The 26,116-nt window shown below is 63.4% G+C and carries 25 protein-coding genes and 3 pseudogenes; 14 read left to right on the top strand and 14 right to left on the bottom strand.

Going from position 1 to position 26,116, the window contains the following annotated elements; translation table 11 throughout:
• Positions 1-15 precede the first annotated feature (15 nt).
• The 3 genes from CSC67_RS13745 to CSC67_RS13735 are packed head-to-tail and all read right to left on the bottom strand — an operon-like array spanning position 16 to position 1,195.
• On the bottom strand, positions 16-393 hold the full coding sequence (locus CSC67_RS13745; RefSeq protein ID WP_009518524.1) for a DUF3742 family protein: 378 nt from the start codon (positions 391-393) through the stop codon (positions 16-18).
• A gap of 26 nt (positions 394-419) precedes the next feature.
• Entirely contained in the window at positions 420-878 is a 459-nt protein-coding gene (locus CSC67_RS13740; RefSeq protein ID WP_009518525.1) for a type II toxin-antitoxin system YhaV family toxin, read from the bottom strand.
• The gene (locus CSC67_RS13735) at positions 878-1,195 is read right to left on the bottom strand and encodes a type II toxin-antitoxin system PrlF family antitoxin (protein ID WP_023098543.1); all 318 of its coding nucleotides are present in this window, start codon (positions 1,193-1,195) and stop codon (positions 878-880) included. The genes CSC67_RS13740 and CSC67_RS13735 overlap by 1 nt, the downstream gene beginning before the upstream one ends.
• A gap of 299 nt (positions 1,196-1,494) precedes the next feature.
• Here CSC67_RS13735 and mobH point away from each other — a divergent pair, with 299 nt between their 5' ends.
• The 4 genes and pseudogenes from mobH to CSC67_RS13715 form a co-directional block, all read left to right on the top strand.
• The gene (gene mobH / locus CSC67_RS13730) at positions 1,495-3,345 is read left to right on the top strand and encodes a MobH family relaxase (protein ID WP_023657325.1); all 1,851 of its coding nucleotides are present in this window, start codon (positions 1,495-1,497) and stop codon (positions 3,343-3,345) included.
• A gap of 293 nt (positions 3,346-3,638) precedes the next feature.
• A pseudogene (locus CSC67_RS13725) lies at positions 3,639-4,835 on the top strand (efflux RND transporter periplasmic adaptor subunit).
• Between the two features lie 92 nt (positions 4,836-4,927).
• Positions 4,928-5,409, top strand: a pseudogene (locus tag CSC67_RS13720) (efflux RND transporter permease subunit); the annotation flags it as partial.
• 243 nt (positions 5,410-5,652) lie between these two features.
• A pseudogene (locus CSC67_RS13715) lies at positions 5,653-7,117 on the top strand (chromosome partitioning protein ParB); the annotation flags it as partial.
• 207 nt (positions 7,118-7,324) lie between these two features.
• Here CSC67_RS13715 and CSC67_RS13710 read toward each other — a convergent pair.
• The 10 genes from CSC67_RS13710 to CSC67_RS13660 form a co-directional block, all read right to left on the bottom strand.
• A complete protein-coding gene (locus tag CSC67_RS13710) occupies positions 7,325-7,843 on the bottom strand; it encodes a GNAT family N-acetyltransferase (protein WP_023980163.1) in 519 nt (172 codons plus the stop codon).
• Between the two features lie 17 nt (positions 7,844-7,860).
• Entirely contained in the window at positions 7,861-9,090 is a 1,230-nt protein-coding gene (gene chrA, locus CSC67_RS13705; protein ID WP_003107233.1) for a chromate efflux transporter, read from the bottom strand.
• Positions 9,087-9,416 (bottom strand): PadR family transcriptional regulator, encoded by a 330-nt coding sequence (locus CSC67_RS13700; RefSeq protein WP_015014846.1) that lies wholly within the window; start codon positions 9,414-9,416, stop codon positions 9,087-9,089. The genes chrA and CSC67_RS13700 overlap by 4 nt, the downstream gene beginning before the upstream one ends.
• Before the next feature lie 71 nt (positions 9,417-9,487).
• Positions 9,488-9,910 (bottom strand): arsenate reductase (glutaredoxin), encoded by a 423-nt coding sequence (arsC, locus tag CSC67_RS13695; RefSeq protein ID WP_003107236.1) that lies wholly within the window; start codon positions 9,908-9,910, stop codon positions 9,488-9,490.
• A 14-nt stretch (positions 9,911-9,924) separates the two neighbouring features.
• Positions 9,925-11,010, bottom strand: coding sequence for an ACR3 family arsenite efflux transporter (arsB, locus tag CSC67_RS13690; RefSeq protein WP_003109696.1), 1,086 nt, complete (start codon positions 11,008-11,010; stop codon positions 9,925-9,927).
• Between the two features lie 10 nt (positions 11,011-11,020).
• Positions 11,021-11,518 (bottom strand): arsenate reductase ArsC, encoded by a 498-nt coding sequence (locus CSC67_RS13685; RefSeq protein WP_003107241.1) that lies wholly within the window; start codon positions 11,516-11,518, stop codon positions 11,021-11,023.
• 12 nt (positions 11,519-11,530) lie between these two features.
• Positions 11,531-12,001 carry an ArsI/CadI family heavy metal resistance metalloenzyme gene (locus CSC67_RS13680; protein ID WP_003107243.1) on the bottom strand — a complete coding sequence of 157 codons (471 nt, stop codon included), beginning with the start codon at positions 11,999-12,001 and terminating at the stop codon, positions 11,531-11,533.
• Between the two features lie 13 nt (positions 12,002-12,014).
• Positions 12,015-12,344: an ArsR/SmtB family transcription factor gene (locus CSC67_RS13675; protein WP_003116799.1), complete on the bottom strand. Its 330-nt coding sequence runs from the start codon at positions 12,342-12,344 to the stop codon at positions 12,015-12,017.
• Between the two features lie 947 nt (positions 12,345-13,291).
• The gene (locus CSC67_RS13665) at positions 13,292-14,716 is read right to left on the bottom strand and encodes a Cu(+)/Ag(+) sensor histidine kinase (protein WP_003121551.1); all 1,425 of its coding nucleotides are present in this window, start codon (positions 14,714-14,716) and stop codon (positions 13,292-13,294) included.
• Positions 14,700-15,392: a heavy metal response regulator transcription factor gene (locus tag CSC67_RS13660; protein WP_003097513.1), complete on the bottom strand. Its 693-nt coding sequence runs from the start codon at positions 15,390-15,392 to the stop codon at positions 14,700-14,702. The genes CSC67_RS13665 and CSC67_RS13660 overlap by 17 nt, the downstream gene beginning before the upstream one ends.
• Before the next feature lie 254 nt (positions 15,393-15,646).
• On the opposite strand from CSC67_RS13660, the gene CSC67_RS13655 reads away from it, so the two are divergent.
• From CSC67_RS13655 to CSC67_RS13615, 9 genes are all read left to right on the top strand, one after another.
• Positions 15,647-17,548, top strand: a complete 1,902-nt coding sequence (locus CSC67_RS13655) for a copper resistance system multicopper oxidase (RefSeq protein WP_003097515.1) — start codon at positions 15,647-15,649, stop codon at positions 17,546-17,548.
• Positions 17,549-17,573: 25 nt separating this feature from the next.
• A complete protein-coding gene (locus tag CSC67_RS13650; protein WP_005408883.1) occupies positions 17,574-18,554 on the top strand; it encodes a copper resistance protein B in 981 nt (326 codons plus the stop codon).
• A gap of 37 nt (positions 18,555-18,591) precedes the next feature.
• Complete coding sequence (locus tag CSC67_RS13645; RefSeq protein WP_003090303.1) at positions 18,592-19,077, top strand: DUF411 domain-containing protein; 486 nt, start codon at positions 18,592-18,594, stop codon at positions 19,075-19,077.
• A gap of 33 nt (positions 19,078-19,110) precedes the next feature.
• The gene (locus CSC67_RS13640) at positions 19,111-19,383 is read left to right on the top strand and encodes a DUF2933 domain-containing protein (protein WP_003097518.1); all 273 of its coding nucleotides are present in this window, start codon (positions 19,111-19,113) and stop codon (positions 19,381-19,383) included.
• 155 nt (positions 19,384-19,538) lie between these two features.
• The gene (locus CSC67_RS13635) at positions 19,539-21,977 is read left to right on the top strand and encodes a heavy metal translocating P-type ATPase (protein WP_197286470.1); all 2,439 of its coding nucleotides are present in this window, start codon (positions 19,539-19,541) and stop codon (positions 21,975-21,977) included.
• Positions 21,978-22,118: 141 nt separating this feature from the next.
• The gene (gene copC, locus CSC67_RS13630) at positions 22,119-22,505 is read left to right on the top strand and encodes a copper homeostasis periplasmic binding protein CopC (protein WP_003090319.1); all 387 of its coding nucleotides are present in this window, start codon (positions 22,119-22,121) and stop codon (positions 22,503-22,505) included.
• A gap of 4 nt (positions 22,506-22,509) precedes the next feature.
• Complete coding sequence (gene copD / locus CSC67_RS13625; protein ID WP_003097522.1) at positions 22,510-23,436, top strand: copper homeostasis membrane protein CopD; 927 nt, start codon at positions 22,510-22,512, stop codon at positions 23,434-23,436.
• Between the two features lie 128 nt (positions 23,437-23,564).
• A complete protein-coding gene (locus CSC67_RS13620; RefSeq protein ID WP_003090336.1) occupies positions 23,565-23,849 on the top strand; it encodes a CopK family periplasmic copper-binding protein in 285 nt (94 codons plus the stop codon).
• A gap of 231 nt (positions 23,850-24,080) precedes the next feature.
• A complete protein-coding gene (locus CSC67_RS13615) occupies positions 24,081-24,971 on the top strand; it encodes a LysR family transcriptional regulator (protein WP_003097524.1) in 891 nt (296 codons plus the stop codon).
• A 4-nt stretch (positions 24,972-24,975) separates the two neighbouring features.
• Here CSC67_RS13615 and CSC67_RS13610 read toward each other — a convergent pair whose 3' ends face one another.
• Positions 24,976-25,281: a helix-turn-helix domain-containing protein gene (locus CSC67_RS13610; RefSeq protein WP_071659031.1), complete on the bottom strand. Its 306-nt coding sequence runs from the start codon at positions 25,279-25,281 to the stop codon at positions 24,976-24,978.
• A gap of 107 nt (positions 25,282-25,388) precedes the next feature.
• Between CSC67_RS13610 and CSC67_RS13605 the strand changes: the two genes are divergently transcribed.
• A partial coding sequence (locus tag CSC67_RS13605) for a LysR substrate-binding domain-containing protein (protein WP_425337656.1) occupies positions 25,389-26,116 on the top strand: 728 nt, incomplete at its 3' end.

Genomic DNA, 26,116 nt, shown 5'->3' with positions numbered 1-26,116 from the left:
CGGACAGTCCAAACCTCAGTCATCGAACGGATCGTTCGGGTCGTGAGGGTCGAGCCGCTGGCCATTGGAAGAATACAGGCCAAAGCCCGCCTCGCCATTGCGCAGTTCATCCTGTTGCGCCCAGCGGTCATCATCCCTAGCCGAATTGCCAGCCAACCATGCCGCCGCAACGCCCAGCAGTAGCAACACCGCCAGCCAGAAGGTGGTGTACAGCAGCACCCCGAGCGCAACCAGCTTGACCACCCACACGAACGCGGTGGCACCGGCCGCCGGCATCCCCTTGGACACCAACCAACTCGATGCCCGGCGTTCGCCGCGCACGTAGGCACGCCATCCGCGACCCAAGGTGCGGCCGAGGCGTTCTGCGGTGCTGATGCGTGTCGTGGTGTTCATGGTCGTCTCCTGCTACTGAGGGATGCCTATTCCAGTTTGCTCCAATCCTGCTTGCTTGCCTGTATCAGCGCGTGCCAGTCGTCTGGTGGGTTCCCGCGTCCGAGCATCTTCTCGAACACGACATACGGGTCCGATTTGCTACCCGAAGACCGCAGGGTCTGTTCATCGTTGACCCAGGCGTACACAATGACCTTCGCCTTCGAGTCGTACCGGAAGAACAGCCGGAACCGCCGTCCGATCTTGGCCCTTCGCCAGTGGCGGTGGGCAGGTCCCAAGGTGTTGCCCTGGCGGTACTCGTCGCGTGCCGGATCGCCTGGCACCACATCCAACATCAACTGGCTCAGGGCCCGGAAGAGCTTGACGTTGGCATTGGACTCGAAGCCCGCCGGGTCATTCTCCTGCGCGCGCCTCGCGGCCGCATGCAGTTTCTGCAACTGCTCGATCACGCAGTCGTGGAAGAGCAGCGTCCAGCCATGCCGTTGCATCAGAGTTCCACTTTCCCGTCGATCTCCTCGTCCAGGTTCACACCGTGGCCAGCATGCTCCAGCATGGCGCGCGCCAGATCCTCGGGCAGGCCCCGGACGTTCCGGCCAGCTTCGATGTCGCGGGCCAGCAGGCTCAGAAACGCGCCAATGGCGGGGTCCTCGTGCTCGGCATCAACACGGGTGACGACGACTTCGCTGCCCCGCAGATCGAACGCGAGCTTGCCGCCGGCATCGACGCCGAGCGCCTGCCGGATGGGCTTGGGCAGCGTGATCTGGCCTTTAGAGGTCAGCGTGGCGACTTCGTGGATGGCAGGCATGGCGACTCTCCTGATTGCGATACCTGCATGGTAAGGAAATTTCCTTACTTTGTCAATCTGAGGCCTCACAGCGTTCTCCCGAGTCCAAGAATCGGCCCATCGTAGGGCGTGAACAGCCAGCCTTCCTGTATCAATACGGCCCTTCCGCAACCCGCATTGGCGGTGGACGGTCAGCACCCGTCGCCCTATACCCAAAGGCTGTAAAGGGTCGAAATGGCGAGGGAATGGGTTGCAAGGGGAATGGCCCTACCTCGAAAAGGCAAAAAGGCACCCCGCTCGGCCCGCGACAGGACATCCGCATGCTCTCTCTGTTCCAGCGAAAACGGCCCGCGGTCGCTACCGCTCCGACGCCACCTCCCGCATCCGACCTCCCGAAAGGGTTGATGCGGCCCGAGTCGGCCGCATCGCTGCTGGCCACCCCGCGCCGGCAGAAACTGCTGGAGCACATCTGGCAGCGCACGTCGCTCTCACGTAAGCAGTTCGCCACCTTGTACCGGGCGCCACTGGAACGCTACGCCGAGCTGGTCCAGGCTTTCCCGGCTTCCGAGGCGCATCACCACGCTTACCCCGGCGGCATGCTGGATCACGGGTTGGAGATCGTCGCCTATGCGCTCAAGCTGCGGCAGTCCCATCTGCTGCCCATTGGCGCCAGTCCCGAAGACCAGGCGGCGCAGTCTGAAGCCTGGACTGCCGCAGTCGCTTATGCCGCGCTGCTGCACGACATCGGCAAGATCGCCGTCGATCTGCACGTCGAACTGTCCGACGGCTCGCTGTGGCACCCCTGGCACGGCCCGCTGCACCAGCCATACCGCTTCCGCTACCGCGACGATCGAGAATATCGGCTCCACAGCGCTGCGACAGGTTTGCTCTACCGCCAACTCCTCGACCGTGATGCCCTGGACTGGCTCAGTGGCTATCCCGACCTGTGGGGACCGCTGCTCTACGTCCTGGCCGGCCAGTACGAGCACGCCGGCGTGCTGGGCGAACTTGTCGTACAGGCCGACCGCGCTTCCGTGGCCCAAGAGTTGGGAGGCGATCCCGCGCGCGCTATGGCCGCCCCCAAGCACGCGCTGCAACGCAAGCTGCTGGACGGGTTGCGCTACCTGCTCAAGGAAGAGTTGAAGCTGAACCAGCCCGAAGCCTCCGATGGCTGGCTCACCGAGGACGCCTTGTGGCTGGTGAGCAAGACGGTTTCGGACAAGCTACGTGCGCACCTGCTGTCAGAGGGCATCGATGGCATCCCTACGAACAACACTGCGGTGTTCAACGTGCTTCAGGACCACGGCATATTGCAGCCGACGTCGGACGGGAAGGCGGTCTGGCGCGCGACCGTGACCAGTGCGACCGGCTGGTCCCACTCATTTACCCTGCTGCGTCTCGCTCCCGCGCTGATTTGGGAGTCTGGAGAGCGGCCAGCGCCCTTCGCAGGGGCAGTGGCAATCGACGGGACACCGGCAGACAACAATGCCGATGCCTTGGTGCCCTCGCCGGCAATGACGGCAAAGCCAGCCACCGACGATCAAAAGTCTCTTCCATGGGAGGGCGTCGACGCCGCAACTCCGGTTCACCCGCCTGCCGCACACGCCGCACCCGATGTCATGGAGGACCTGCTGGCGATGGTAGGAATCGGCGATTTGCTTGTTCCCCAACAGGACGCGGAAGCCGTCTCGGGCGACGCACCCGCCGCTGGCTTTCAAACGCCACCGTCAACCTCGATGGCGCCCGTGCCGTCATCAGCGCCGGTGCCCACGTCCTCGCCGGCGCAGCCATCGGGCGAGCACTTCATGGCGTGGCTGAAACAGGGTATCGCTACCCGCCGGCTGGTCATCAACGACGCGAAGGCGCTCGTGCATACGGTGGGCGACACGGCCTACCTGGTCAGCCCCGGGGTATTCCAACGCTACGCACAAGAACACCCCCAGGTCGGGACTCTGGCCAAGCAGGAGAACCAGCAGGATTGGCAATGGGTACAAAAGCGCTTCGAGCGCCTGCAACTGCATCGCAAAAAGCCCAGGGGCCTGAACATCTGGACGTGCGATGTCACAGGCCCCAGGAAGTCCCGCCGCCTGTATGGCTATCTATTGCACGATGTTCGGCTCCTGTTCGCAGAGCCACCACCGAACAATCCTTACTTGTCACTTCTCGCGTAACCGGCGGCTCAAGAGCCGTCCAAAAATGCGACGCGGCGGACCAATCCGCAACGGCGCGAATCAGAACGTCGATATCGCTTGACCTCAAGTTTTGAGGCTTTGTAATGCCGCCGAGGTCGGTTTGCGCGCGCGTTCTGCGACGAGACGAGAAGCCGACAACCAACGGGATTCGATCTCTGCCGCATCTGTCGTTCATGGTCTTGCGCTGCCAAGAAAGCAGCGTCAGGGGACAGCGTGCAGCGCGATCGCGCTCGCTTTATTCGCTTTACGACCTGACCACGGAACCTGCTCAGATGACGACTTCCAGCTCCGATCCTCGCGGCGTGCGCCTGCTTTGGATACTGATCTCCCTCAGCGCGATGGCGCTCGCAGGTTGTAAAGAGAACGCCGGAGCTGGCGCCGGAGGCCATCCACCGCCGCCGCAAGTCAGCGTCGCGCAGGTCGAGATCAAGCCCATCACGTAATGGGACGAATACAACGGACGCATCGAAGCCATCGAGAGCGTCGAGCTGCGCCCACGGGTGTCTGGCTACGTCGAGCGGGTCGCCTATCGCGAAGGAGACGAGGTCAAGAAGGGCGATGTGCTCTTCATGATCGATGCCCGAAGCTACCGCGCGGAACTGGCCCGGGCCCAGGCGCAATTGACCCGGGCGCGCAGCGAAGCCGGCCGCAGCAGAAGCGAGGCGCAACGTGCCAAGGTGCTGGTCGAGCAGCAGGCTGTCTCCACCGAGGCCTGGGAGCAGCGCCGCGCCGCTGACGAGTCCGCGCAGGCTGAGGTGCAGGCCGCGCAGGCTGCGGTGGAGACGGCGCAGTTGAACCTGGAGAGGACCCAAGTGCGCTCGCCCATCAACGGGCGCGCCAGCCGTGCCCGCTTTACCGCAGGCAACCTGGTGGCCGCCAGCGATGCAGCCAGTGTGCTAACCACCATCGTGTTCCAGGACAGGGTCTATACCTACTTTGAGGCCGATGAGAAGGCGTTCCTGCGCTACTCGCGCATGGCGCGCAAGGGAGAGCGCCCCAGCGAGCGAGGCGGCCAGCTGCCGGTCCAGATCGCCCTGGCGGACAAGGCGGACTTCTCTCACACCGGCACGGTGGACTTCCTCGACAACCAGGTGGACCGGGGCAGCGGCACGATCGCCGTGCGCGCGGTGCTGGACAACAAGGATCGCGTTTTCACGCCGGGCCTCTATACCCGCGTGCGACTGGTCGGCAGCGGCGAATTCTCGGCCGTGTTGATCGACGACAAGGCGGTGCTGACCGACCACGACCGTAACTACGTCTACATCGTAGACAAGGATGGACTGGCGCAGCGACGTGATGTGAAACTGGGTGGCAGTTCCCATTGGCTGCGCATCGTGCGAGGGGGGCTGGCGGCGGGCGACCGCGTGATCGTCAACGGCGCGCAGAAGGTGTTCTTGCCGGGCATGCCTGTGCAGGCCACGGCGGTGCCCATGGTGGCTGCTGCGGCGCCCGCGTCCGCCACCAAATGAAGCACCACGCCGGAGCGCGCCACCGATCGGACGTATCACACAACGAGCGGCGCGGCGCGCTTCCCCCTGGACTCCTTTCAAGGTATTAGCCCATGGACCTCTCCAAGTTCTTCATGGACAGGCCGATCTTCGCGGCTGTGCTGTCGATCGTCATCTTCGTCTCGGGCCTGCTCGCGATCCCGGCGCTGCCGATCAGCGAATATCCCAAGGTCGTGGTGCGCGCCGTGTATCCGGGCGCCAACCCCAAGGTGATTGCCGAGACCGTGGCGACACCCCTGGAGGAGCAGATCAACGGCGTCGAAGGCATGATGTACATCAAGTCTGTCGCCGGCTCCGACGGCGTGCTGGTGACCACGGTCACCTTCCGTTCTGGCATCAACGCCGATGACGCGACGGTGCGGGTACAAAACCGCGTCGCCCAGGCTCAGGCCCGGCTGCCCGCGATGTGGTGCGCCAGGGCATCACCGTCCAAAAGCAGTCCCCCGCCTTCCTGATGGTGGTGCACCTGACATCGCCCGATAAGCAGTACGACACGCTGTACCTTCGCAACTACGCCCGGCTGCACGTCAAGGACAGTTGCACATCGAGCCGCGCAAGACCGACAACGAGTAGTCCTGTCCCAAGCAGTCGGGCGTCCCGGCGTGCCGCCGTCGCGCTGTCGTGCTGCGCATTGAGCCTCGCTGCGCGAGTCTCGCCCCTGTCGGGCTTCCATCGCTGGCGCCTCCGGCCCGGCTCGCTGATCCGTGCCTGCGCGCTCCGCTTGCCGAAAACCGGCGTGCGTGGGTGGCGTGAGGGGGCGGTCTTGCTGTGTCCCTTCGCCGACGACCACGCCGCGCAGGAAGCCACGTTCTATGGTGCGCCGGAATGGCAGCGCAGCCCGTCCAAGCTGCGCGAGCGCCTGACCGAGCGCGAAATCGACGCCACGCACGCACTGGTGCGCTTCGTCGGGCTGGACACCTACCGGCAGGCAGGCGGCGGCATCCGGCGTGACCTGTTCGCGGAAGACGATGCCGGAACCTACCTCACCGATACCGCAGTGCTGGAAACGCTCGTGCGCGACAAGCTGCAACGCTGGCCTAGGACGTGCGCGCCGAGGGCTGGGCATGGGTGGAGGCCGTGCCGCATCTGGCCTACGAGGAACGGCAGGCGTTCCAGAACGCCCCGCACCACCGCCGCGAGCCGACCAGCCGCGAGGCCCGCCGCATCGCCTCCCTGGAAACCGCCTCGAAAAGATCGACGCCGAACTGGAAGAAGCCTGCGACGCCGAGGACGAGGCCAAGGCCGAGAAGCTGGAACAGCGGCGCGATCAGGTGGTCGGAGAACTGCAAGACGCGGAGAATGCCTTGCAAGGCTACGCCCCCGAAGTGCGCGAGGTGGCCGGTGCCATCGTCACCATCGACCGCAACGGCGAGGCTGTTATTCATCGCGGCCTGCTGCGCGAAGCCGAGGCCAAGGCGCTGCGCACGCTGGAAAAGCTGCGGCGCGGCTTCGGCAGCACCGAAGGCGAAGCCGCCAACGAGGAGCACGAGGACGCCGACGACCCGCCCAAGGCCGCGAGCCTGTCCGACCAGCTGGCGCAGCGGTTGAGCGCCCACCGCACGGCGGCGCTGCAAATCGAAGTGGCCCGGCATCCGCACGTCGCGCTGGCCGCGCTGGTGCATGGCATGGTGCAGAAGGTTTTGCAGGACAGCTACCACGGCCACGACCTGCCGCTGGGCGTGAGCCTGAAAGTGCAAGACCGGCTGGAAGGCATGGCCCCGGACTGGCCGGAGTCGCCCGCCGCTGTGGCGCTGCGCGAACTGCAACAGGTAGCCGGGGAAGCCTTGCCGGAGGACAGCGCCGAACTGTTCGCCGCGCTGCTGGCGAAGTCGCAAGACGAACTGGTGCGGCTGCTGGCCGTGTGCGTGGCTTCCACGGTGGACGTGGTGACGCCCCGTGCCACGCCGCACCAGCCCGGCGCAGAACTGGCGCAGGCCGTGGGCCTCGACATGGCCGCATGGTGGAAGCCGACCGCAGAAGGCTACTTCAAGCACGTTTCCAAGGCCGTGATTCTGGATGCCGTGGGCGCGTTTGCACCGGAATTCGTCACCCGGCTGGCGAAGCTCAAGAAGGCCGACATTGCCAGCGAGGCCGAGCGGCTGGCCGATGGCACCGGCTGGATGCCCGCCATCTTCAAGGCCGAAGGCCCGCAGGAGGCCGCGCAGGAAGAAGGCCCGGAGCAGGACGCCCCGGAGGATACCGAGGCAATGGCGGATGAACCCGCCGAGGCACTGGCCGCTTGACCCGCGCCGAAGGCAAGCGCCCCGGCCTCGACCGGGGCGCTTCGCTTTGTGTGGTGGCGCATCGAGACGAAGGAATAACCGCGATCAGCACCGCGCCCAGGCCGTTCCGCCCTGGGCGCGGTGGACGCGAAATCCGGGTGCGACAGTGGCCGCGCCCGGTGTTCAAGGCCAATAGCCGAATTAAAACGCCGCCGCCTTCGCGCTGGCTCAGGCGGCGGCGTTGAAGGCATCGCTGTAGTGCGCGATGCCTTCCGGCACTGTCCCATGCAGGGCCAGCGCCATGAAATAGCCGGGCGGCACGCCCGGCAGTTGCAAGCCCGCATGGGCCTGGAAGCCAAAGCGCGTGTAGTACGTTGGATCTCCCAGCAGCACGCAGCCTGCGGCCTGCATAGCCCGCAGTTCAGACAGCGCCTGTTCCATCAGGCGCGAACCGATGCCTCGCCCCTGCCTTGGCGGCAGGACGGAGATCGGCCCCAACCCATACCAGCCCTCGGTCTTTCGCCTGTGCTCATGGGTGATCGTTACTGGCGACAGCGCGACGTGACCGACGACGCGCCCATGTTCTTCGGCCACGATGGAAAGCGTCAGTTCGTTGGCGGCACGCAAGGCGCGCACGATGAATTGCTCGGTGTGGCTGGTGTGTGGTGCATCAGCGAAGGCGGCGGTCGTGACCGCTTCGATGGCGGCAATGTCGTCGGCGGTTTCGTGTCGGAGCTGGATGGTCAGGGTGTGCCACATGAGATTCAGACGCCCATCGCCATGACCCAGCCCACCAGCCCGGCTAACAGCACCACGAGCGCCGGCGGCACGCGCCCCACCGTCAGCAGTCCGAACGAGAGCAGCGCCAGCCCAAAATCCGCCTTGCTGTGGATGGCACTCGTCCATACCGGGTCATAGAGGGCGGACACCAGAATACCGACCACGCCGGCGTTGATGCCGGCCATGGCCGTCTGGATGCCCGCGCGGTGGCGCAGCCCTTCCCAGAACGGCAGTGCACCGACCAGCATGAAAAAAGCGGGGAGGAAGATCGTGCCCAGGAGTGCCAGCCCGCCGATCCAGCCATGCAGCGGTCCGTGGGCGACCGCGCCGAGGTAGGCCGAGAAAGTGAACAGCGGCCCCGGCACGGCCTGCGCCGCACCGTAGCCGGCCAGGAAGTCGGCATTGCTCACGACGCCGCTGGGCACCACCGAGGCCTGCAGCAGCGGCAGCACAACGTGTCCACCGCCGAAGACCAGTGCACCGGAGCGGTACACCCCTTCCAGCAGGGCTATCGTGGACGAGTCCGTGGCTGCCGCCCACAGGGGCAGCCCGACGAGCGGTGCGGCAAACAGCAGCAGCGCCACGATGCCCAGCTTGCGCGAGACGGGGTAGCTGTGGGCGTGGCCGCCGCCGGGTTGCGCGATCTTCAATGTCCACCAGCCCAGCAGCCCTGCCACCGCGATGGCGGCAAGCTGTCCCGCGGCCGAGGGCAGGACCATGGTCAGCAGCGCCGCCAGAATGGCCAGCGCGGCGCGCGGCCGGTCCGGGCACAACGACTTGGCCATCCCCCAGACCGCTTGCGCCACGATGGCCACGGCGACGACCTTGAGCCCGTGCACCCAGCCGGACTGGGCCAGCCCCTGGTACTCGGCGATGCCAAAGGCGAACAGGATCAGCGCAATCGCCGATGGCAAGGTGAATCCGGCCCAGGCCGCCAGCAGCCCCAGCCAGCCCGCGCGGCCCAACCCCAGCGCCATACCGACCTGGCTGCTGGCCGGCCCCGGCAGGAACTGGCACAGGGCGACCAGATCGGAGTAGCTGCGGTCATCCAGCCAGCGGCGACGCTCGACGAACTCCGAGCGGAAATAGCCCAGATGCGCGATCGGCCCGCCGAAGGAGGTCAGCCCCAGCTTGAGGAAGGCGCCGAAGACTTCGACGGGTGAGCCGCGCGCGGCAGCGGCCTCATGCTGCAAGGTGTTGGTGGAATCTGTCATTTGTGCATCGCCTCCCCGGTGAACTCCCGGATGCGGTCCTTGGCCAGCGCCAAGCCTTCCTTGCCCTTGGGCGTGATCGTGTAGAGCTTGCGCACGGTGCGCCCTTCACGCTCCTGGCGGGAGACGAGGTAGCCGTCGCGCTCCATCTTGTGCAGCATCGGGTACAGCGTTCCGGGGGAGAGGCGGTAGCCGTGGTGGGCCAGCTCGTCGATCATCCATTGCCCGTAGATCTCCTGCTCGGCTGCGTGGTGCAGCACATGCAGGCGGATCAGCCCCGACAGCAGGTCGTGGTGCTCCATGGCACGTGGAGTAGGTTTCTCTTTCATATCGAATATCGATAACGAAATTCGATAATACCAGCCTCACTTCAGATTGCCTGCCGCTTGTGCGGGAGGTCTCAGACCCTGCGACCCTCCGCATCCACCACGGCTTCGCCGTCTTCCTTGCGGAACGCGCCGCGCTGCGGCTGCGGCAGGATGTCCAGCACGGCCTCTGAGGGCCGGCACAGGCGCGTGCCCAGCGGGGTCACCACGATGGGCCGGTTGATGAGGATGGGGTGCTGGAGCATGAAGCCAATCAACTGCTCGTCACCCCACTTCGGGTCATCGAGGCCCAATTCCGCATAGGGCGTACCCTTCTCACGCAGCACGGCGCGCATTGGCGCGCCCATGTCCGTGATCAGGCGTTGCAGCGTTTCGCGGTCAGGCGGTGTCTTCAGGTATTCGATAACGTTCGGCTCTTCGCCGCTGTTGCGGATCAGAGCCAGCACGTTGCGCGACGTGCCGCAGGTGGGGTTGTGGTAAATGGTGATGTTGCTCATGAGTCGTGTCTTGGTTATCCGCGGGCAGGGTTCGGGCCGCACTCATACCAGCCCTTGCTTTGGTTGACGATCCGAACGACCAGTAGCATGACTGGCACCTCGATCAGCACGCCGACCACGGTGGCCAGCGCGGCGCCGGACTGGAAGCCGAACAGGCTGATGGCGGCGGCTACGGCAAGCTCGAAGAAGTTGCTGGCGCCGATCAGCGCCGAAGGACAAGCGATGCTGTGCTGCTCGCCCGCCTTGCGGTTGAGCCAGTAGGCCAGGCCGGAGTTGAAGAACACCTGGATCAGGATCGGAACGGCCAGCATGGCGATGACCAGTGGCTGGCGGATGATGGCCTCGCCCTGGAAGGCGAACAGCAGCACCAGCGTGAGCAGCAGCGCCGCGATGGACAGCGGCCCGATGCGCTCCAGCGCCCGGTCGAAGGCGGCTTGGCCCTTGCTCAGCAGGGCGCGGCGCCAGAACTGGGCCAGGATGACGGGAATCACGATGTACAGGCCGACCGATACCAGCAGCGTGGCCCACGGCACCGTGATGGACGATAGGCCCAGCAGCAGGCCGACGATGGGCGCGAAGGCGAACACCATGATGGTGTCGTTCAGCGCGACCTGCGACAGCGTGAACACAGGATCGCCCCCGGTCAGCCGGCTCCAGACGAACACCATGGCTGTGCAAGGTGCGGCGGCCAGCAAGATCAGGCCCGCGACATAGCTGTCGAGCTGGTCGGCGGGGAGCCACTGCGCGAAGACCTGGCGGATGAAGATCCACGCCAGCAACGCCATCGAGAATGGTTTGACGGCCCAGTTGATGAACAGCGTCACGCCGATGCCGCGCCAGTGCTGCTTGACCTGGCCGAGAGCGCCGAAGTCCACCTTGAGCAGCATGGGAATGATCATCACCCAGATCAGCAGGCCCACGGGCAGGTTGACCTGAGCCACTTCCGTGCGGCCGATGGCCTGGAACACGCCCGGCGCGAACTGGCCGAGCGCGATACCGGCGACGATGCACAGCAGCACCCACACGCTCAGGTAGCGCTCGAAGACGCTCATGGTGGGGGCGGCCGGCACGCGGCCGGCCGTTTGGGTTCCAACACTCATCGCGCCAACCTCACTTCGTACCAATGCTGCGCAGCTCGTGCTGCAGCGACATGGCATCCAGGCGCTGAATCGGCAGCGACAGGAACAATTCGATGCGTCGGCGCAGCGTCAGCGCCGCATCCGTGAACGCCTTGCGCTTCTGCTCGTCGGTGCCTTCAACGGCTGCAGGATCAGGCACACCCCAATGCGCCGACATCGGGCGCCCCGGCCACACGGGGCAGACCTCGCCGGCGGCGTTGTCGCAGACCGTGAAGATGAAATCCAGCTCCGGCGCACCGGGCGCCGCGAACTCGTCCCAGTTCTTGCTGCGGTAGCCGGCGGTCGGCATGTGCAGCCGCTCCAGCGTGGCGAGCGCCAGTGGGTGGACTTCGCCCTTGGGGTGGCTGCCCGCCGAGTAGGCGCGAAAGCGCCCCTGGCCCAATTCATTGAGGATGCCTTCGGCCAGGATGGAGCGGGCCGAGTTACCCGTGCAGATGAACAGGGCGTTGTAGGTCTTGTCGGTGGTCATGGGTATCTCACATCAGCAGCAGGAGGAAGCCGGCTTCACCGCAACGCCCACCGGCTTGCCGCGCACCGGGGTACAGCACGCTGCGGCGGAAGTCGCTGCAGGCGCCGCTTCGTTAAAGACCGGAATGTTGCCCAGCGTGTGGAAGTGCTCCCAGGCCACGCCCTGCGGATCGGTGATCCAGTGCTTCTCGCTGCGCGCGTAGCAGCAGGTCGTGGTGCCCTCGTCCAGCAGCGTCATGTCGGCCGCCTCGGCGCGGGCCTTCAGCACCGCCAATTCCTCGGCATCGTCGGTCTGGATACCCAGGTGGTCGATGCCCGGCTTGTTGCCACGTGTGGAGATGGCGAAGTTGACCGGCGGGTCTTCGAGCATCCATTTGGCGTAGTCGCCTTCGACGCGCGCGGGCTGCGCGGCGAACAGTTGGGAATAGAAGCCGATGCTGCGGTTCAGGTCATCGACGTGCAGGTGGACGTGAAAGCGCTTCATGGGGGTGATCCTTTCAGCAGGAAGTACAGGCAGAGGAGGATTCGGTGACCTCGCACGCGCCGCCCTGGCAGCAGTGCTCGGTCAGATAGCCGAGCAGCCCATTCATCTGGGTGAAGTCGGCGCGGTAGATCAGGTTGCGGCCCTGCTGCTCGATGGTGACCAGGCCGGCATGGGCCAGTTCTTTCAGGTGGAAGGACAGGGAGTTGCGGGCCACGTCGAGCTGGTCGGCGAGGACGCTGGGTGTCAGCCCTTCGGGGCCGGCGACCACCAGGGCGCGGAACACGCGCAGCCGCTGGGTATGGGCCAGGGCGCCGAGGGCGGAAATGGCTTGGGTCTCGTTCATGATTCGATAATACAACATTTATTGAATCATTGGCAAAACGCTTCAATTGAATGGAGCCTGCGCGCTTGCGAGGCTTGACTTTCAAGACAGTTGCTCACGCCTTCGCGCCTGCGGCGCTGCGCGCTTCGCTTGCCTCCAGGGGAAAGCCCTGCGGGCTATCCCCGCCGCGCGATGCTTGGCGCCCCTCGATGCCGCCGAACCGGCTGCGCCGGATCGGCCCGGCCAGCGCCCCGCCGCGATGGACGGGACGCTGGCGAACACGCTGGCGCTTGCTGCGGCAGGTTGTGCAGGTGCGTGCCGTCCTCAACGCGGTTCAGGGACAACCCGCCCGGCATCGCTATGGAGCTTCCACGCCACGCCTCAAGACCGGCGCTGCAAGGCATGGCGGGGCGTTCTCGCCTGTCGTTGTGGGGTTGACCTGGCCCGCGTCAGCGGGCGAGTCGGAGAAGCCTTCGGGCGGGGTGCAGTGGTCAAGTTTTAGTGGACACCTGCATAGGTAGTTTTGGCGGTTGGCTGCGTTCATATGCAGCCGGCGCCTGATAGCAGTACCTTGATCTTGATCAATAAGACTCTCTGTACCCAGCTACGGGTACATATACCCGCGCAACGAACCAGCAGACCAACTTCCAACTCACCTCAGGGGCTCAGCGCACACAGCCAGGTCTGCGCGCGATCGAGGCGCCGAGCAGGCAGACGTTCGGCACTGACCGCTGAGGCTATCGACGATCGGTGACCGGATCACGACCGAGCAAAGGCCCCCGCGCGCGGTGTGGACGTAGCGATGGGATACACAAGCGCATGATGTCGGCGCCTGCCGCTAGGACTGGGCACGTGGCAGTCACGGAGAAAAAATGTCCCGCTCGCGTAGCAACGTGGCCGGCCGGGTAGATCCCAGAATCAGGCAAAGAGATACGCCAGTTGGCTGGACGGACCGCAGCGCCCTCGGACTACTGCCGCAGATGGGGCAATACCAAGTCAAACCTGGTGACAAGCTCACTGGAGGTCACGGCAACGGAGCCACCATGTGCCTCCGCAATCGATTTCACGATGGCAAGGCCAAGACCGGCGCCCGCCGTATTTCGTTGCCGTGCCGGATCAACTCGGTAGAAGCGGTTGAAGAGCTTTGGTAGATCGCGCTCAGGAATTCTCTCACCGGGATTGACCACACTGATCGTTGTCCACTGCTCGTCCTGCGAAAGCAAGACCGTGATGCTCTTGCCGCGAGGCGTGTGTCGAATTGCATTCGAGAGAAGATTGTTCAGCGCCCGGGTGAGCATTTCCCGATCCGCCGCTATGCTGCCGATCGCCCCTTTAACACCAAGCGTAATGCCGCTATCTTCTGCCAGCGCCTCGAAATAGTCGAACAGACTCCGCACCAATTCGGACAGATCAATGGTAGACAGACGCAAGTTGCGGGGATCATTTTCCGTTTGGGCAAGAAACAGCATGTCACCAATCATGCGTCCCATCCGATCAAACTCTTCCAAATTTGAATAGAGGATTTCTCTGTATTCCTCGTTGCTGCGCGGCTGGCCAAGCGCCACGTGAGTCTGCGTGACCAGGTTGGTGACGGGCGTGCGCAACTCGTGCGCGATGTCTGCGGAAAAGTGTGATAGCCGGGTGAAGCCTTCCTCGATTCTCGCCAACATATCGTTGAAGGCGAATACCAGTTCCGCCAGTTCGATCGGCACATCCCGAGGATCCAGCCTCACATCCAGCTTTGAAGAGCGAATCGCCCGAATCTCTTCATTGACCTTGCGAATCGGCAGGTGGCCCCACTGCACCGCCAGCCAAGCCACACCGAGCGCCAGGCACATGACCAAGCCGGTTGCCCACCAGAGCATGCGCTTGAACTCCGCCAGGAAGTCGAGATGAAAGCCGATGTCCATGGCAGCGACGATGCGGTAGCCGGGCGCCGCTGAATCGTCAGCAGGCAGTTGCAGCACCACACCTCGATATGACCTCTGATCCTCCTGCCACACGATCAAATCGTCAGCGGTGATGCGGTTGACCAACTTTTTGCTACTGGCAAGTTTAGACAGGTCAGGACCGGGCGTGGCATAGATGCTATTGCCAGCCCCATCGTAGACGCCGTACGTCATCCCATGATGTCCTGCGACTGCGTTGGCCAAGTGTTGCTTCAGTTCGTCGCTTGCGATGTCACTTGCAAGCTGGTGCAAGGGCTGAGCCAAAGCGGTTGTCACTGCCTCCAGTTCGTGGGCATCCTGTTGAGCAAAGTGGTGCTCCAACGACCGGAGAATGACCCAATTGAACACAAGAAACACCAAGGTCGTGGCGATACCAACGAGGGCCGTGACCCTCAATGCAAGCGACGCTGGACGGCTTTGCCGCGGCTTATGGCGCAGGGGCATCATCGGGCGCATCGAGCGTGTATCCCATTCCACGCACGGTGTGGATGAGCTTCGGATTGAACGCATCGTCTATCTTCGCGCGTAGACGGCGGATGGCTACATCGATGACGTTGCTGTCGCTGTCGAAATTCATGTCCCATACCTGCGACGCGATCAGAGACCGTGGAAGGACCTCCCCCTGGCGACGGGCCAGGAGCTCAAGCAACGCGAACTCCTTGCTGGTGAGATTGATGCGTTGGCCAGCGCGCGTTGCGCGCCGGCGCGCCAAGTCCAGCACCAAATCGGCAACCTGGATGCGATCAGGCTGGCTCGGAGCGCTTCCGCGTCGCAGCAGCGTCCGCACCCGCGCCAGCAACTCAGAGAACGCGAATGGCTTGACGAGGTAGTCGTCCGCTCCCAGTTCCAATCCCTTGACACGGTCGTCTACACCGCCACGCGCCGTCAGAAAGAGCACAGGGACCTGTTTACCGGCATCTCGAAGGGCACGCACGATGCGCCAGCCATCGACATCCGGCAGCATGACATCCAAGACCACCAGATCGTATGTCTCGCCCATGGCCAGGTGGTGTCCGTCCAATCCGTTGCGCGCCAGATCCACGACGAATCCCGCCTCCATGAGACCTTGGCGGACGTAATCCGCCGTCTTGTTCTCGTCTTCAACGACCAGCAGTTTCATCGCATGTCCCATGAAATCGCTACGGCGCGGAAAAATAGCCGCTCACGATGTACGCATTCATCCACTTTCAATCAGCAATTTACTGGTTGCCAGCTTCCACGAACATGACACGAACATTACATGAATGTAATTCAGGGGTCATTCGATGGAAAGTGCCCAACCCATAGCATGACCTGCATTGCGTCGAACTGTGCCGCTCAGGATGGGGTGGCGTTTAGAACGACTTCCGAGTCATCTATGGAGGATTTCAGGCCATGCCGCCTCGTTCACCCTTTTTTATCGTGCCCACACAGGGCCTTTCTCGTCGGCGTTTCGTCCAAGGGTTAGCCGCCGGCGGCGTTCTCGCTGGGCTGTCCACGCCGGCGTTCAAGGCATTTGCCCAGCAAGGCTCCGCGACGCGCGGTGCCGCCCCTGTGCTGAAGGGCACCGAGTTCGACTTGGTGATCGCCGAATCGCCCGTGAACTTCACGGGCAAGCCAGGCGTGGCTACGACCATCAACGGCTCGCTGCCGGCACCGACATTGCGTTGGCGCGAGGGTGACACCGTCACAATCCGTGTAACCAACAAGCTGCGTGAAGCCACATCCATTCACTGGCACGGGATCATCCTGCCGTATCAGATGGATGGCGTGCCGGGCATCAGCTTCAATGGCATCGCTCCCGGCGAGACCTTCACGTACCGCTTCAAGGTTCAGCAGAGCGGCTCCTACTGGTACCACTCGCACTCCGGCTTCCAGGAACTCACGGGCATGTACGGGGCGATCATCATCGACCCCGCTGGCGCCGAGACCATCCACGCCGACCGTGACCACGTGCTGCTGTTCTCGGATTGGACCGACGAAGACCCGATGCGGGTGTTCACCAAGCTCAAGTCCCAAAGCGACTATTACAACTACAACCAACCTACCGTCTTCGACTTCTTCCGGGACGCCTCGCGCGAAGGCACGGCCGCTGCGATCGACAAGCGCAAGATGTGGAACGAGATGCGGATGAATCCGACGGATCTCGCAGATCTGTCTGCCGCCACGCTGACCTATCTGGCCAACGGCGTCACCCCCGCCGGCAATTGGACGGCGCTGTTCCGACCGGGTGAGCGCGTGCGGCTGCGCATGGTCAACGGTGCGGGCAACACCTTCTACGACGTACGCATTCCAGGACTGAAACTCACGGTGGTGCACGTCGATGGTGTTGACGTGGAGCCGGTGACCGTCGATGAGTTCCGATTCGGTCCTGGCGAAACCGTCGACGTGATCGTCCAGCCACGGGATGACGCTTACACGATCTTCGCCCAGGCGATGGACCGGACAGGCTACGCGCGTGCCACGCTGGCCGTGCGTGAAGGTCTTCAAGCTCCCGTGCCTGCCCTCGATCCGGTCGAATGGCTGACCATGAACGACATGATGGGCGGCATGATGGGGGGCATGGACCATGGCGGGTCCGGCCAGGCCATGGAGATGACCGGGATGACGGGCATGACGGGCATGACCGGGATGACCGGGATGGGCTCGGGTTCGATGTCCGGGATGGATCATGGGGCGATGGCAGGCATGAATCACGGCGCCATGAACCACGGTGGCATGGCGATGGATCACAGCCAACACGCCGCGGCGGCGGGGGGACTGGCCGTGCCCAGCACTACTGCTCGCCACGCTCGCACCGAGTATGGTGCCAGCACGGACATGCGCGTTGACATGGCGCGCACCAACCTCGATGACCCCGGCATCGGACTGCGCAACAACGGTCGGCGCGTGTTGACCCTCGCGGATCTGCATACCCCGTCGGGGCCGCTGGACAAGAGAGGCCCCGGCCGGGAGGTCGAACTGCACCTCACGGGCAACATGGAACGCTACGCATGGTCCCTGGACGGGCTGGAGTTCGGAAAGTCCACGCCGGTGCACTTCAAACACGGCGAGCGGCTGCGGGTCATTCTGCACAACGACACCATGATGACCCATCCCATGCACCTGCACGGCATGTGGAGCGAGCTGGAAAGCCCCGACGGTCGCTTCCTTGCGCGCCGCCACACCCTGCCGGTGCAGCCGGCACAACGCATCAGCTTCCTGGTGACAGCCGACGCGCTCGGCCGCTGGGCGTGGCACTGCCACCTGATGTTCCACATGGATGCCGGCATGTTCCGCGAAGTCGTGGTGTCTTGAACCCAGCGCACAAGGAAGACCAAGAATGTCCAAAGCACTCCCCACTCGCGCACTGGCCACGACGCTTCTGGCCCTGGTAAGCGTCGCCGCCCAGGCACAAGCACAGAACGACCATGCAGCGCACGGCCAGGCCGACGCTCAAACGGCCGCGCCATCCACTCAGACCGTGGCTCCTGCCGCCGACCCGCACGCGGGTCACGCGACGTCGGCGAGCGGCTCGACCGCGGCCCCGGCCATGGATCACGGCAACATGCAGATGCAGGGCGGGTCGGCGCCTCCTGACGCCCGCGATCCGCATGGCTACTCCAATGGCCTGACATTGGGATCGGGCGACTACGCCGTACCCGGTGTGCCGCGGCTGATGCTGGCCGACGAACACAGGTTCTTTTCGTTGCGCGGCGAAACTCTGGAACGCCGCTTCACGCGCAAAGGAGACGACTCCACGGCCTACGACCTCCAGGCGTGGTATGGGACGACCTACAACAAGGCCGTCGTGAAGGCCGAAGGCGATATCGCCAAAGGAAAGCTCGAAGAATCGCGTACCGAGCTTCTCTGGGGGCACGCCGTCGCACCGTACTGGGACACCCAGCTCGGCGTTCGGGTGGATAACGGGGAAGGCCCGAGCCGTCAATGGTTGGCTTTCGGCATCCAGGGCCTCGCCCCCTACTGGTTCGAGCTGGAGGCGACGGGCTACGTGGGAAGTGGTGGACGTACGGCGCTGCGTGTCGAAGGCAGCTACGAGCTGCTGCTGACCCAGCGACTGATTCTGGAGCCTCGCGCCGAGTTGCAGTTTTATGGCAAGGACGACCCGGAACGCGGTATCGGCAAGGGCCTGGCCGAAGCGTCTGCTGGCTTGCGCCTGCGCTATGAATTCAGTCGCCAGTTCGCCCCCTATATCGGCGTGGAACGGGCGGGCAGCTTCGGACGCACCGCGGACTATGTGCGTGCCGAAGGCGGCCGTGCGCAGCAGACGCGCTGGGTGGCTGGCGTGCGATTCTGGTTCTAGAACCTAGCGGGTTTGATCATCTGATGAGAGGCGATCCATGAACATGCACTACGACAGAAGCCAGGGCAAAGTGCCGAGACGCCAGGCATTGATCGCTGGCTTGTTGGTGATGGCACTCGCAGGACCGAGCCTGGCGCAGAGCCGACCGATTGCCAAGGTCTGGAAGGACCCGAGCTGCGGATGCTGCAAGGACTGGGTCTCACACCTGCAAGGCGCAGGCTTCGATGTGCAGGTTCTCGACACCGGGAACACCGCAGCGCGCACGCGGCTGGGCATCCCGCAGAAGTACGGTTCTTGCCACACGGCGCAGATCGGCGGCTATGCCATCGAGGGTCATGTGCCTGCCTCGGACATTCAACGCTTGCTGCGCGAAGCCCCGCAGGCCATCGGCCTCGCGGCGCCCGGCATGCCGGTCGGTTCGCCCGGCATGGATGGTCCGGCCTATGGTGGACGCAAGGACGCCTACGACGTGCTGCTGATTGGGAAAAACGGTAGCAGCACGGTCTATCAGTCGCATCGCTGACCATCCATCAACCCTTCTCCGTGGAGATATGCCATGCAGCATCAGCACACACAGACCCCCAGCGATCGCCCCCGGTTCTGGCGATCGCGCTACGGCGTGGCGTTCCTCATCATCGCCGCTGTCGCCGCGTATTTCCTGCTCAAGGAGCATACGGCACATGTTGCCGGCTATCTCCCCTTCCTGCTGCTGGCGGCTTGTCCGCTGATGCACCTGTTCATGCACCGTGGTCACGGCCACGGCGGACACGATCATGCCGCGCGTCAGGGTAAGGAAGGTGCCGCAGCCTCCAAGGAGCAGAAGCAATGAGTCGAGGCACTCGCACCGTGCGAGCACGCGACGCCGCGCTTGTCTCCTTGCGCGCCTGCGGCCTGCTGCGATCACCAGACACCAAAGGTTAACGGCGGAGGGCACTTGTCACTATGAATTCACCCAGCAAGTCTTCAGGACATGAGCACGCAGGCATGGCGGCGGGTGCCACAACGTCCGGCCCGCATACGCACCACCATCACGCCAGCCATGCTGGAAGTGACGACGCGGGCGGGTCCTCAAGCCACACGCAGCCCGATGCCGCGACGCGAGATCCGGTGTGTGGCATGGCGGTCACGGCGGCGTCGGAGCACCGTTCCACGCACTTGGGGAACACGTACTTGTTTTGCAGCACCGGATGCAAGGCCAAATTCGACGCCGATCCGGCGCGATATGCCAGCGGTGACGCGGGCATAGGCACAGGCAGCGGCCATGCACCGCATCACCATGCCAGCACCGCAGTTTCACCGGCCCCGGCGGCATCGCCAACCGCGCCCGGAACCATCTACACCTGCCCGATGCACCCGGAGATCCGCCAGGATCATCCGGGAACCTGCCCCAAGTGCGGGATGACGCTGGAGCCTCTGCTGCCCGACCTCGATGACGACAACCCGGAGTTGCGTGACTTCTCGCGTCGCTTCTGGTGGACCTTGCCGCTGACGCTCGTGGTCTTGGCGCTGGCGATGCTGGGCGAGCGGCTGCACCTGATGGACATGGCTACACAGAGCTGGGTCGAGTTGGTGCTGTCGTTGCCGATCGTGCTGTGGGCCGGCTGGCCCTTCTTCTCCCGCGGCTGGCTGTCCGTGGTCAACCGCAGCCCGAACATGTGGACACTGATCGGCCTGGGAACGGGTGCGGCATTCATCTACAGCGTTGTGGCAACCGTTGCGCCGGAAGTGTTTCCAGCTTCCTTCATGTCCATGGGACGGGTCGGCGTGTATTTCGAGGCCGCCGCCGTCATCATCTCGCTGACACTGCTCGGCCAGGTGCTGGAACTCAAGGCCCGCTCCCAGACTTCGGCAGCCATCAAGTCGCTGCTGGGGCTGGCACCCAAGACGGCGCGGCGCATCAATGCGGACGGCAGCGAGGAAGACGTGCCACTCAGCCATGTGCACGTCGGCGACCTGCTGCGCATCCGACCCGGCGAGAAGGTGCCGGTGGATGGCATCGTGCACGAGGGCAGCAGCTCGATTGACGAATCCATGCTGACCGGCGAACCGCTGCCCGTCAGCAAGCGCGTGGGCGACAAGGTCATCGGGGCCACACTCAACACCAGCGGCGCGCTGGTCATGCGTTCGGAGCGGATCGGCTCGGACACCGTTCTATCGCAGATCGTCCAGATGGTCGCCCAGGCGCAGCGTTCCAAGGCACCGATGCAACGCATGGCCGATGTCGTTGCCGGCTACTTCGTGATGGCCGTCGTCGCCATTGCGGTAACGACGCTCCTTGTATGGGGATTCTTCGGGCCACAGCCCACCTGGGTCTATGGACTGATCAATGCGGTGGCCGTCCTGATCATCGCCTGCCCGTGCGCGCTGGGTCTGGCCACGCCGATGTCGATCATGGTCGCAACGGGCCGTGGCGCCACGCAGGGCGTGCTGTTCCGCGATGCCGCGGCGATCGAGAATCTTCGCAAGGTCGATACCCTCGTCATCGACAAGACAGGAACCCTGACCGAAGGCCGACCTGCTTTCGATCAGGTCGTCGCAGCCCCCGGCTTTACGAACGATGAGGTGCTGCGTCTTGCGGCCAGCCTGGACCAGGGCAGTGAACACCCCCTGGCCGACGCCATCGTGCAGGCCGCGCGTGCCCAGGGCCTCCAACTCGTGAAGCCTCAGAGCTTTGAATCGGGAACCGGCATCGGCGTGCGCGGAAAGGTTGAGCACCGGCAACTGGCGTTGGGCAACACAGTGCTGATGGAACAGTCTGGCGTATCGGTGGAACCGCTCGTACCCCAGGCCGAAGCTCTGCGCGGCGAAGGGGCCAGCGTCATGTACCTGGCGGTGGACGGGCAGCTCGCGGGCTTGCTCGCCGTGTCCGATCCGGTCAAGGGCAGCACCCCCGAGGCCCTGGCCGCGTTGAAGGCTGCGGGCCTGCGGGTCATCATGGCCACCGGGGACGGGCAGACCACCGCCAAAGCCGTCGGTGCACGCCTAGGCATCGACGAGGTGCATGGTGAGGTCAAGCCGGCGGACAAGCTCATGTTGATCGAGCGACTGCAGAAAGAAGGACGCATCGTCGCCATGGCCGGAGACGGCATCAACGACGCGCCGGCCTTGGCGAAGGCAGACGTGGGCATCGCCATGGGAACGGGAACCGACGTGGCGATGAACAGCGCCCAGGTCACGCTGGTCAAGGGTGACCTGCGTGGCATCGCTGTCGCTCGCACGCTCTCGGTGAGTACCGTGCGCAACATGAAGCAGAACCTCATGTTCGCCTTCCTCTACAACGCGCTGGGCATCCCCATCGCCGCCGGGGTTCTCTATCCCCTCACGGGCTGGCTGCTGTCGCCGCTGATCGCAGCATTGGCGATGAGCCTGAGTTCGGCGTCGGTCGTTGGCAACGCCTTGCGCCTGAGAGCGAGCCGACTGTGACCGGATTTTCTTTCTGAAACTACAGGAGCCTGCTATCGCCCAGCAAACCGTTTCTTTCGTTCCACGCCGTTGCAAAGGTGCAAGCCTTATCTCGGCATTTCGTTCTTAAACCACACCTCACACATCCAGGTAGAAACTTCTATGACCCGTTCACATTTCATCGCCAAGCTCGTCGCGCCGATCGCTGCTGGTCTGTTCGCCACCGCCGCATTCGCGCATCCTTCGCTGGTGTCTTCAACGCCGGCCGACAAGTCGCAGGTTTCTGCGCCAGCCACCATCGAACTGAAGTTCTCCGAGACGCTGGTGCCGCAGTTCTCCGCCGCGAGCCTTGTCATGACTGGCATGCCGGGAATGGCGAGCCATGGCCCGATGAAGATCAACGCCAGCGTCGCGGCTGCCGGCGACGGCAAGACCATGGTCATCACGCCGGCACAGGCGCTCCAGCCCGGTGACTATCGCGTCGAATGGCGTGCCGTCTCCTCGGACACGCATCCGATCACGGGTAACGTCACCTTCAAGGTGAAGTAAGCCCATGGCCGGGGATTGGTTGACCATCGTCCTGCGCCTGGCGCTGTATCTGGACCTGGCGGCGGCGTTTGGCGTCGCCATGTTCGGTCTCTATGCTTTGGGCAACGACGAGCGATCCTCGACGATCTCGCGCCGCTATCGCGTCCTCATTGGCGCATCCGCTGCCATCGGCATTGCCCTGTCGATGTGGGGCATGACGGTCATGGCCAAGGCCATGTCCGGTGCCCAGAGCTACGCGGAGCTGTCAACGCACGTCTTCGACATGCTCATTACGGGCACGCACATGGGCATCGCCTGGTGCATTCGCATCCTCGCGCTGTTGGTGTGTGTGCTCGTCGCAATGTTGAAATTGAACGCTACCTTGCGATTTGCAGTGATGGCGCTCTCCACCGGCGTGGCGCTGGCGACCCTTGCGTGGGCAGGCCACGGCGCGATGGACGACGGCGTTCGCGGCTACATCCATCTTGCGTCGGATATCACGCACCTCTGGGCAGCGGGCGCTTGGGTGGGCGCATTGGTGGCGTTCTTGATGCTGGCATCCCACAAGCAGGATGTCGCGCAAGACCCGGTAGCGGTCCTCAGTCGGACGTCGAATGGCTTTGCTCGCATAGGTACAGCGATCGTGGCTGCACTCGTCGTGAGTGGAATTCTCAATTACCTGTTGATCGCCGGACCATCGTTTGATCCGCTCATCTCGACGCTGTATGGCCGGCTGCTGATGGTAAAGCTCTTGCTTTTCGCAGGCATGCTGGCGTTGGCTGCTGCCAATCGGTATCGGTTGAGCCCGAGCCTGGAGGCTGCTTTGAAGGCAGGCAATCGCGCACAGGCAGTCATCAAGCTTAGACAGAGTCTGTTCACGGAGGCGACCTTGGCCGTTTTGGTTCTGGCGAGCGTTGCATGGCTTGGCATCTTGTCTCCCACTGGAACCTAGTCCTTCATGGGCGGCAGATGACAGCACATGAATTGAATGTAATGCACGGGTAAGCGCTCTGTAGACCGCCTGCTTCTACATTTAACGACGCGGCGCAAGTTGTCGTCGTTTTTACAAAGGAGTCGATCATGAAATCGCAAATTGTCATTGCCGCCCTGTTGAGCGCTCTCTCCGTGCCAGCCTTCGCCGGTCATGCAGCAGCCCAAGCAGCCAAGGAAATGGTTCCCTTGGCTGACGGGGGAACGCTGTACATCTTCAAGGACGGAAAGATGGCACAGGAAAGCCGCTTCGGGCGCGCCGTCTATCTCAATGTCGGAGCTTCGGTGTCGACGAAGGATGGGCGCAACATCGCGATCACCAGCAATGAAGTCGCTCGCCTCGGGTCGCTGCTACAAAAAGAGCACGGCGGATGACGCCGCGGGTGTGCGGTGCTTTTCAAAGCTTCTGCACAGTGTGACAGAGACGCGCGCCCCGATTGGGCGCGCGCGCTTGGGACGCGTCACGAGCAACCACGAGCGCTCAAGGTGCCAGTTTTTGCGATGTCAAGCGCATCAACTTCCCTGAAATGGATCCAGCCTCCCCGTCCACCGTGATTCGTCCACGGGACATCTGGCGCGAATGAGGACTTGCGAGGAGCCCGATTTATGGAGTTGCGTCATCTACGATGCTTTGTCGTCTTGGCAGAGGAGTTGCATTTCACGCGGGCGGCCGAGAGGCTGCACATAGAGCAACCCCCCTTGTCTCGCGCGATCAAGGAATTGGAAGATGAGCTTGGGGTCACGCTGTTTGACCGCGACCGCAGGGGCACACGGCTGACCGTGGCGGGGGCGGCATTCTTGCAGGACACCCGCCGACTCTTCACTGTCCTGGAGCAAGCGCGTGAGAATGCCAGAGCCATTGCCGCGGGCCTGAGGGGCAGCCTGCGCATTGCAATTTCCGATGGTGCGATGGACCCACGACTATCGGCGTTCCTAGCTCGTTGCCGCGCGGAAGAGCCCGAGGTCGAGATACGTCTCTCCGAGGTACCGCTGACCGAGCAGATACGGGGCCTACGGTCTGGCGACTTCACGATCGGATTTGCACACGCGGCGGATGTTGGCGAAGGCATCGTGGCTGAACCGATCTGGCGAGACCCGATTGTGATCGCCGTGCCAGCGCGGCACTCGCTTCTTGCGCACAAGCAAGTTCCGCTCAACGAACTTCAGGGTCACCCACTGGTTCTGTGCGACAAACTGGCCTGCGAAGGCTACTGCCGAGAACTAAATCGGCTGCTACAGGTTCTGGAACACAGGCTCAACGTTGTCGAAGAAGTGTCGTCGCTGGACATGATGCTAACGCTGGTCGGCGCAGGCTATGGGATTGGTTTCATGACAGCGACCAAGATTCCCATCAGCCAGAGGCCGGACGTGGTGATTCGCCCTCTGGCGCAGGACACGGCGGTAATCACAACCTATCTGCTTCGGCCAGAAAGCAGCAACTCATCGGTTTCACTGGATCGCTTCATCGAACGTCTGCGAGGACCTCCGGATGACTAAAGCGTCAATGCCTATCTGAATCGTGCGCCGCGGCACGAAGATTGCGTTCTGCTGCGCTGACGAGTTCCGCAGCACTAAGCTTGAGTCCGGCGGCGATTCTTAAGATCAGAGCGAGAGTGGGCATGTGCTCCCCACGCTCTATTTTGCCCATGTGCGATCGCTCGATCCCTGCTTTCGCAGCCAGTTCTTCCTGAGCAATACCTTGCGTCAGGCGGGCGACACGAACGGCCGCTCCGAATGCCAACGCTGGCTCGGCGTCGAAAGTGGTAGTGCCTGGGGGACGGCCTCGTCGGACAGTTCGCTTCTCCATCCTTGGAAGCGTCGAACAGCCCCGACAATTTAACCACGTTAAGTTTAACTCAAACTAGCTATCATGAAGACTTTCCATCCTTGTCTTATCGCTTCTTGGGGCCTCTCATGCACGACGCCACCAGCCCACGCCCACAGCTCAGGCTCGCCATAGCGCCTGGTGTGGCCTCTTCGAACCTAGCTGCATTGCTTGCCCTGCAGCGCGCGGAGGAGCCCGATGTTTCTATGGAATTTAATGAGGTTACGACGAGCGATCTCATTACAGGCCTCTACAAACGGCGCTTCGACGTCGGCCTTTCTCTGAAGCAGGTGAGCGATTCTTCGCTGAAGAGTCTTTCTCTTTGGTTTGAGGCGACAGCTCTTGCCACGCCGCTGCGATACCCACTGCTCCGGCAGCAGTCAATCAGAATAGATGAACTTAAGGAGCACTCCGTGTTTCGATGGAAGGCCGAATATTCTCCTTCGCTGGACCAGTACCTGTCCTCCATGTCATCAACGGAAAGGCCAAATGTCCAGCATGTCAGTTCTTTTGAGATGTTGTTGCTCTGGGTCGCAGCTGGATATGGCGTAGGGATTTCTTCGCGATCACGCATTGAAACCGCTAGCCAGTGCGGAATCTGCACGCGTCCAATAGCCGATGGCCCCTACGAGGTCATTACGCACCTGCAGCGACTCTCGGGACAGACGAATCTTGTAGCTGATCGATTTGTGATATTGCCCCCGTTTCTCGTAGTCCTTAGCCTCGGGTTCAGGCAGCGACCTTATATTGGCTCGCATGCCAGCGTTCTTCATATTCCATCGGACTCGTATAGCCCAATGCCGAATGCAGTCGTCGG

The sequence above is a fragment of the Pusillimonas caeni genome, from assembly GCF_003545815.1.
GTDB lineage: Bacteria > Pseudomonadota > Gammaproteobacteria > Burkholderiales > Burkholderiaceae_B > Pusillimonas > Pusillimonas caeni.
Note: the sequence above shows the minus strand (reverse complement) of the source record. Positions and strands in the feature narration are given on the sequence as shown.

What these genes read in the sequence shown, in the direction of transcription:
- CSC67_RS13745 (WP_009518524.1), bottom strand. Translation starts at nt 393, where the DNA reads ATGAACACCACGACACGCATCAGCACCGCAGAACGCCTCGGCCGCACC.
- CSC67_RS13740 (WP_009518525.1), bottom strand. Translation starts at nt 878, where the DNA reads ATGCAACGGCATGGCTGGACGCTGCTCTTCCACGACTGCGTGATCGAG.
- CSC67_RS13735 (WP_023098543.1), bottom strand. Translation starts at nt 1,195, where the DNA reads ATGCCTGCCATCCACGAAGTCGCCACGCTGACCTCTAAAGGCCAGATC.
- mobH (WP_023657325.1), top strand. Translation starts at nt 1,495, where the DNA reads ATGCTCTCTCTGTTCCAGCGAAAACGGCCCGCGGTCGCTACCGCTCCG.
- chrA (WP_003107233.1), bottom strand. Translation starts at nt 9,090, where the DNA reads ATGACAGATTCCACCAACACCTTGCAGCATGAGGCCGCTGCCGCGCGC.
- CSC67_RS13700 (WP_015014846.1), bottom strand. Translation starts at nt 9,416, where the DNA reads ATGAAAGAGAAACCTACTCCACGTGCCATGGAGCACCACGACCTGCTG.
- arsC (WP_003107236.1), bottom strand. Translation starts at nt 9,910, where the DNA reads ATGAGCAACATCACCATTTACCACAACCCCACCTGCGGCACGTCGCGC.
- arsB (WP_003109696.1), bottom strand. Translation starts at nt 11,010, where the DNA reads ATGAGTGTTGGAACCCAAACGGCCGGCCGCGTGCCGGCCGCCCCCACC.
- CSC67_RS13685 (WP_003107241.1), bottom strand. Translation starts at nt 11,518, where the DNA reads ATGACCACCGACAAGACCTACAACGCCCTGTTCATCTGCACGGGTAAC.
- CSC67_RS13680 (WP_003107243.1), bottom strand. Translation starts at nt 12,001, where the DNA reads ATGAAGCGCTTTCACGTCCACCTGCACGTCGATGACCTGAACCGCAGC.
- CSC67_RS13675 (WP_003116799.1), bottom strand. Translation starts at nt 12,344, where the DNA reads ATGAACGAGACCCAAGCCATTTCCGCCCTCGGCGCCCTGGCCCATACC.
- CSC67_RS13665 (WP_003121551.1), bottom strand. Translation starts at nt 14,716, where the DNA reads ATGCCCCTGCGCCATAAGCCGCGGCAAAGCCGTCCAGCGTCGCTTGCA.
- CSC67_RS13660 (WP_003097513.1), bottom strand. Translation starts at nt 15,392, where the DNA reads ATGAAACTGCTGGTCGTTGAAGACGAGAACAAGACGGCGGATTACGTC.
- CSC67_RS13655 (WP_003097515.1), top strand. Translation starts at nt 15,647, where the DNA reads ATGCCGCCTCGTTCACCCTTTTTTATCGTGCCCACACAGGGCCTTTCT.
- CSC67_RS13650 (WP_005408883.1), top strand. Translation starts at nt 17,574, where the DNA reads ATGTCCAAAGCACTCCCCACTCGCGCACTGGCCACGACGCTTCTGGCC.
- CSC67_RS13645 (WP_003090303.1), top strand. Translation starts at nt 18,592, where the DNA reads ATGAACATGCACTACGACAGAAGCCAGGGCAAAGTGCCGAGACGCCAG.
- CSC67_RS13640 (WP_003097518.1), top strand. Translation starts at nt 19,111, where the DNA reads ATGCAGCATCAGCACACACAGACCCCCAGCGATCGCCCCCGGTTCTGG.
- CSC67_RS13635 (WP_197286470.1), top strand. Translation starts at nt 19,539, where the DNA reads ATGGCGGCGGGTGCCACAACGTCCGGCCCGCATACGCACCACCATCAC.
- copC (WP_003090319.1), top strand. Translation starts at nt 22,119, where the DNA reads ATGACCCGTTCACATTTCATCGCCAAGCTCGTCGCGCCGATCGCTGCT.
- copD (WP_003097522.1), top strand. Translation starts at nt 22,510, where the DNA reads ATGGCCGGGGATTGGTTGACCATCGTCCTGCGCCTGGCGCTGTATCTG.
- CSC67_RS13620 (WP_003090336.1), top strand. Translation starts at nt 23,565, where the DNA reads ATGAAATCGCAAATTGTCATTGCCGCCCTGTTGAGCGCTCTCTCCGTG.
- CSC67_RS13615 (WP_003097524.1), top strand. Translation starts at nt 24,081, where the DNA reads ATGGAGTTGCGTCATCTACGATGCTTTGTCGTCTTGGCAGAGGAGTTG.
- CSC67_RS13610 (WP_071659031.1), bottom strand. Translation starts at nt 25,281, where the DNA reads ATGGAGAAGCGAACTGTCCGACGAGGCCGTCCCCCAGGCACTACCACT.